This is a genomic window from Aquicoccus sp. (genome assembly GCF_041686535.1).
In the GTDB taxonomy this organism is placed as follows: Bacteria; Pseudomonadota; Alphaproteobacteria; order Rhodobacterales; family Rhodobacteraceae; genus Aquicoccus.
In genome coordinates this window covers 1-5767 of sequence record NZ_JAWLDS010000134.1, presented here as the reverse complement: position 1 = coordinate 5767, position 5767 = coordinate 1, and the positions used below count along the sequence as shown (strand labels likewise).

4 protein-coding genes are annotated in these 5767 nt (G+C 64.0%); 3 read left to right on the top strand and 1 reads right to left on the bottom strand.

Annotated features, from left to right (window positions below; genetic code table 11):
* On the bottom strand, positions 1-593 hold a 593-nt coding region (locus ACESL9_RS16570), incomplete at its 3' end, for a response regulator (RefSeq protein WP_372675236.1).
* A gap of 376 nt (positions 594-969) precedes the next feature.
* Between ACESL9_RS16570 and ACESL9_RS16565 the strand changes: the two genes are divergently transcribed.
* The 3 genes from ACESL9_RS16565 (at position 970) to ACESL9_RS16555 (ending at position 5661) form a co-directional block, all read left to right on the top strand.
* Positions 970-1485 carry an exonuclease SbcCD subunit D gene (locus ACESL9_RS16565; protein WP_372675234.1) on the top strand — a complete coding sequence of 172 codons (516 nt, stop codon included), beginning with the start codon at positions 970-972 and terminating at the stop codon, positions 1483-1485.
* 108 nt (positions 1486-1593) lie between these two features.
* The gene (locus ACESL9_RS16560; protein ID WP_372675232.1) at positions 1594-2214 is read left to right on the top strand and encodes a hypothetical protein; all 621 of its coding nucleotides are present in this window, start codon (positions 1594-1596) and stop codon (positions 2212-2214) included.
* A 3-nt stretch (positions 2215-2217) separates the two neighbouring features.
* Positions 2218-5661 carry an AAA family ATPase gene (locus tag ACESL9_RS16555; protein ID WP_372675231.1) on the top strand — a complete coding sequence of 1148 codons (3444 nt, stop codon included), beginning with the start codon at positions 2218-2220 and terminating at the stop codon, positions 5659-5661.
* Positions 5662-5767: the final 106 nt, after the last annotated feature.

Genomic DNA, 5767 nt, shown 5'->3' with positions numbered 1-5767 from the left:
ATGAAGGAAATGTGGAACTTGACGGTACTGGGAGTGATGTTGAGCACGCGCGCGATCCCCTTGTTGGACCGCCCCTCGACGAGAAGACGGAGCACATCCTTCTGACGCGTCGTCAGTGCGACGGTGGTCCGCTTGCCCCCGGAATCGCCCTTCTGCGCCATCCTGTCCGACTGCGGTGGGAAGGGGGGCACGTAAACCGACCCGTTCGCAATCTGGCGAACTGCCACTTCGGCTTCGGTGATGCCGAGCCCTTTGTCGATGAAGCCGTGCGCTCCCGCCGAGAGCGCCGTTAGTATATCCTCGCTCGATCTCGAGGCCGAGAACACGGCAATGCGCATTGCCGGTTGTGCAGCTCTCAGCGAGCTCAGAAGGTCGTGAATGTCAATGCCGGGCATATTCAGATCGACGATCCCGAGGCCAAAATCGGTACCGTTAGAAAGCTGCTCGACGGCTTCCTTCGCGGTGGCGCAGGTGACGACCGTGCCTGTCCCAAACCATTTCTCGAGCACGGCATCCATTGCAATACGGAAGAACTCATCATCGATGATGACAATAAGGGGTGCGATCGTGGGGAGTGGAGTTTGCTTCACCATGATATTCCGAACTTGATAACAAGCTATATGCTACTGCACGTTAAGGTTGAGTCAAGTGCCATTATCTCAATACCGCCGTGACTAAGTTTTCTTGTGCTTACCTGTTGCATCTGGGTAAGGCGTCGATTCCGGTAGAGGCCAGAATGACCCCTTAGGGACGCCACCCTCCGTGCCAATAAGCGTGAGACAATTGACCGGCTGGAGTTTACACTTGAGTGTGCAGGAGAACGAATTGATGGTCATGCCCTCACAGACACCGCTTTCGTCGGATGCCCTCACCTCCCGAACATCACGTTGATTCCATACTTTCCCTTGACGGTCACCGCTCCGTGGTCACACCGCCTCCTACAGGTTCAATCAGCAACACGGGGTCGAGGTGGCATTCAAGTTCGTTCACACAGCGGATATTCACCTCGACTCCCCACTGAAATCCCTTGCCCTGCGCGACGCAGGACTGGCCGAGCTTGTCGGCAACGCCTCCCGGGCCACCTTCAGCCGGCTAGTCGATCTTTGCTTGGCCGAGCATGTCCAGGCTCTTCTGATCGCCGGAGACCTTTACGATAGCGGCCAGACCTCGATGAAAACGGCGCGTTTTCTCACTCAGGAGATGGAGCGGCTGGCCGCAGCGGGTATCCCGGCATTCATCATCCGAGGCAACCACGACGCCGCCTCCAAAATCACGCGCGAACTCGCACTGCCGGACAGCATCACGGTGTTTTCCGGCAAGGCCAACATGATCGAAACCACCTGGGGCGGGCATGCGGTCGCGGTGCACGGCATTTCGTTCGGCAAGCCTCACGCCCCCGAGACCCTGCTCAACCGGTTCCAGGCCCCGGTGCGGGGGGCGTTTAACATCGGCGTGCTGCACAGCTCGCTGGGGCGCGCGCAGTGACATGACCTATACGCACCCTGCGCCCTGTCGGATCTTCAGGCCACCGGATTCGATTACTGGGCACTGGGGCATATCCACCAGCGCGCCGCCTACCCCGGTGCCACTACCGTGGTCATGCCGGGCATCCCGCAAGGGCGCGACATAGGCGAGGCCGGGGCCAAGTCGGTTACGCTGGTTTCGGTGGCCGATGACGGGTCGGTCGATCTCGCGGAACGGCACCTTGCCATGGCGCAGTTCGAGCGCCTCCCGGTGGAGTGCAGCCAACTCTCCGACTGGCACGACCTCGTGGAGGCACTGAAGCACACCATCCGCTCGGCGCGGCAGCACCACGCTGGCGAACACCTGATCATGCGGCCCGTTCTGACAGGGGCGACACCGCTGGCCTGGAGGATCGGCCGTGACGCCGATGTGCTGCACGCCGAGGCACAGGCCGTCGCAGAACAAATCGGCGCGCTTTGGATCGACAAGATCGAGGTCGCACTGGACACCGGCGCGACCGCCTCTCCGGGTGGGGCGGTAGGCGAACTGGTCCGAATCATCGAGCAGACAGGCTTGCGCCCCGATGCCCCGGCTGTGCAGGACGAGGTGGATCGCTTGCTGAAACACCTCCCGCGCGAGTTGCGGGGGCTTCTGGGGGAAAGCGAAGAACAGACCGCCGCCGCTATCGCCGAGGCGATGCAACAGGGCGCAATGGAGGTGCTCGCGCGCCTCGAAGAAAACGGGGGCTGAGCGATGCGGCTGAACCGGCTCGACCTCACCCGCTATGGCAAGTTCACGGATGTGAGCCTTGCCTTTCCGGCTCCAGACACCGGTGCCCCCGACCTGCACGTGATTTACGAAGCCAACGAGGCCGGGAAATCCACCCTGCTCGAAGGCTGGCTGGATTTTCTGTTCCAGATCCCCGTGCAAAGCCGAATGGCGTTCCTTCATTCCTACCAGACCATGCAGCTGGGGGCCGCGCTGGAGATCGACGGGCGGACGCATGATCTGGTCCGGGTCAAGAAACGCGACACCTCGCTGCTCGATGCGAGAGGCGCGCCGGTGGGCGAAGCGCTGCTGCATGGCGGGCTGCGCGGGCTCGACCGATCGTCTTACGCGGCGATGTTCTCGCTCAACCGGCAGACACTTGATGAAGGCGGGGAAAGCATCCTTGCCAGCAAGGGCGATCTGGGTGAACTCCTGTTCCAGGCCAGCGCAGGCCTGACCGATCTTGCCACGCAACTGGACGGGTTGCGCGCGGAGTCCGAGACGTTTCTGAACAAATCCGGGCGCAAGGGCGTGCTCCGCGACCTTGGTGCCGCCTTCGACGACCTGGGCAGGCAGATCAGGGATCTGGACACGGCAGCGGCCGAATATGCCCGCCTGTCGACGGAACGCGACACGGCCCGGGACGCATGGCAAAATGCGCGAGAGGCCGTTGAAACCGCGCAGGCCGAGGTGATCGAGACCGAGCGACTGAGCACCGCCATCCCGCTCTTGCCAAGGCTGGAACGCCTCGACGCACAGATTTCCGGTTACGGCGCATTACCGGAACCTCCCGAGGGATGGCTCGCCGAGCTACCCGAGTTGGACCGCGCAGAGGCCGCCATCGCCACCCGGTTGGAGACCGCACGAAAGACCGTGGCAGGACTGGACTCCGAACTGCAAGACTGTGTGCCGGATCGGCCTGTCCTCGAAGTGCGCGAGACGATCGCCGAGGTCGAGGGCCTGAAATCGGCGCATGACGAGGCGATCAAGGACCTGCCAAGACGCCGCGGCGATCTCGCCTCAAGAATCGAGGCGATGCAGCAAAGTCTCGCGCGTCTCGGGCAGGACGGGACAGATCCGGTCACTCTCCTGCCGGACGCGCGCACCCTTGGCCGCATCAGGGACTTGATCGAGCGGAATTCAGGCCTTGAAACGGCCCGCGACGCCGCCCACAAGGAGCTGGAGGACGCCCGTGCAGCCCTGCAACGTGCGACACGACGCTTGCAAGAGGCCGGGGGCAATGCGTCAGACCTTGGCGGGCTCGACGGTCTGGTGCAGGGCGTCCGGCGCGACGATCCGACCGGCGCATGCGATCGCGCGCAGGCACAGGTGGAGGAGACCGCGGCAGACTTGAAATCGGCGCAGGCGGCCCTGGTCCCGTGGTCGGGCGATGCCGCCGCGCTGGCTGATCTGGCGCGGCCCGAACATGCCGTCCTCGAACGGCTCGAAACCGATATTGCCAAGGCAGGCAGAGACGCCGAACGCGCGCAAGATCGACTGGATCAACTCGACCTCGCCCTGCAACAGGCTCGGGCGAAACGTGATGCCATCGGTGCAACACCCATTGTGACCATCGAAGAGGCCGCGCAAATCAGGTCGCGGCGCGAAATGGAATGGTCACGCCACCGTGCCGCCCTGACCGACGAAACCGCCGACCGTTTCGAAAAGGCCCTGCGCCTCGACGATCAGGTGACGGCTACACTCGCGCAGCACCACGCCCATGCCGAAAAGGCGGCCGGTGCCGACCGGGATCTGGCCGAGGCCGAACGGCAGGTCGCAATGGCGCGAAAGCAGTCAGACCACGCGAAATCGCAGTGCACGGCCCTCGCGCAGGAGCTTGCGGCGACCGTGTCCGCCGTCTCCGGCGCCCTTCCCGCCGACATGGACATGCCAGCCTTGCGCGCCTGGCTTGATCGGCTGGACGCGGCGCAAAAGGCGGCGGACACCCATGAGCGCGCCCTGCGCGAACAGGCCCGCCACCAGCAACGCGTCGCGCGAGCACGGGCCGATCTTCTGACCGCGCTGACCCACATGGGCTGCGAGATGCCCCCTGACACCGGTCTGGCCCTGGCGCTCGAAACCGCGCAAGCCCTGCTGGATCGCGCCACCCAGCTCGAGGCCCTGCAGGAGACCGTCGCCCAGTCGCAGCAAGATCTCACCCGCCGCGAAGCTGCACTTCAGTCCGCCATCGACGCACAGGCCGACTGGCACGCCGCCTGGGAGGCCACCCGCGCCGAGACCTGGATGGCAGGCGCATCGCTCGGCGTTGCCGAGATGCGCGCGATCCTCGAAGAACTCGACCGCCTTCGCGAGCATTACCGCGAGGTCGCCGATCTGACACACCGCACGCAGACCATGCAGGCCAACATCGACAGCTTCGAACAGGCGGTCAAAGCGCTGGCAGACCGGCTCGGGCTGCCTGTCGATGGCGCGGTATCAGACCTCTGGCGCACCCTGACCACGCGCCTGCGCGCCGCCGAACGCGAGGAGTCACAGCGTGCCGACATCGAAAAACGCTTGATGGCGGCACGGCAGAGCCTCAGCGAGGTCGAAGAGGCAGAAAAGATTCACCTTGGACGCACCGCCGAATTTTCCCGCCATTTCGGGGCTGCCAACTGGGCAGAGGCACGCGATGCGCTGACCCGCGCCGGAGAGGTGTCGAGATTGCGCGCGGCGCGGCGGGATCTGACCGAAGACCTCTGCGCCCAAATGCGCAGCAACACGGTTGAAGAGGCGCGCGCGCGGCTTGAGGGGGTTGACGCCGACGCGCTCGCCGCGCGTGCAGAAAGCCTGCGGAACGATCTGGAAAGGCTGCGCGCCACCCAAGAAGACGCACAGGACACGTTCCGCAAGGCCCACGAGGCCGTAGAGGCCGTAGGCGGTGACGGTGCGGTGGCGCGGCTGGACGAACAGCGCCAGACCCTGCTGCTGGAAATGGAGGAGGGCGCCCGGCGTCACCTGCGTCAACGCCTGGGCCTCCTTGCCGTCGACGCCGCCCTCAGAAGCTATCGCGACACGCACCGCAGCGGCATGCTCGACCGGGCCTCAGAGGCATTCCGCATCATGTCGCGAAACGGCTATTCGGGTTTGGCCGCACAGCCCGACGGCACCCACGAAATCCTGGTGGCGATGGCGACCGACGGGGGCTCCAAACACGCGGACCAGCTTTCAGACGGCGCGAGAGCACAACTCTACCTCGCCCTGCGCATCGCCGGATACCACGAGTTCGCCCGCAACAGCGGCCCTGTGCCGTTTATCGCGGATGACATCATGGAGAGCTTTGACGATCACCGCGCTGCCGAGGCCTTTGGTCTCATGGCAAAGATGAGCAAGACCGGCCAAGTGATTTACCTGACCCATCACGCCCATCTCCGAGACATGGCAAGAGACGTTTGTCCGGCTGTTCATATCCACGACTTGCCGGAGTAAAACGCGAAAAGCTTCGCAACGATAGTTCAATTTCAGATTGTGTAGTCGGACTGGCCGGACTGCGTCGCAAGGGCATAGGACCGCACCGAGAACATCCGGATGGCGA

Excerpts from the sequence above, each read along its gene's own strand:
- ACESL9_RS16555 (WP_372675231.1), top strand. The coding sequence starts at position 2,218 with ATGCGGCTGAACCGGCTCGACCTCACCCGCTATGGCAAGTTCACGGAT.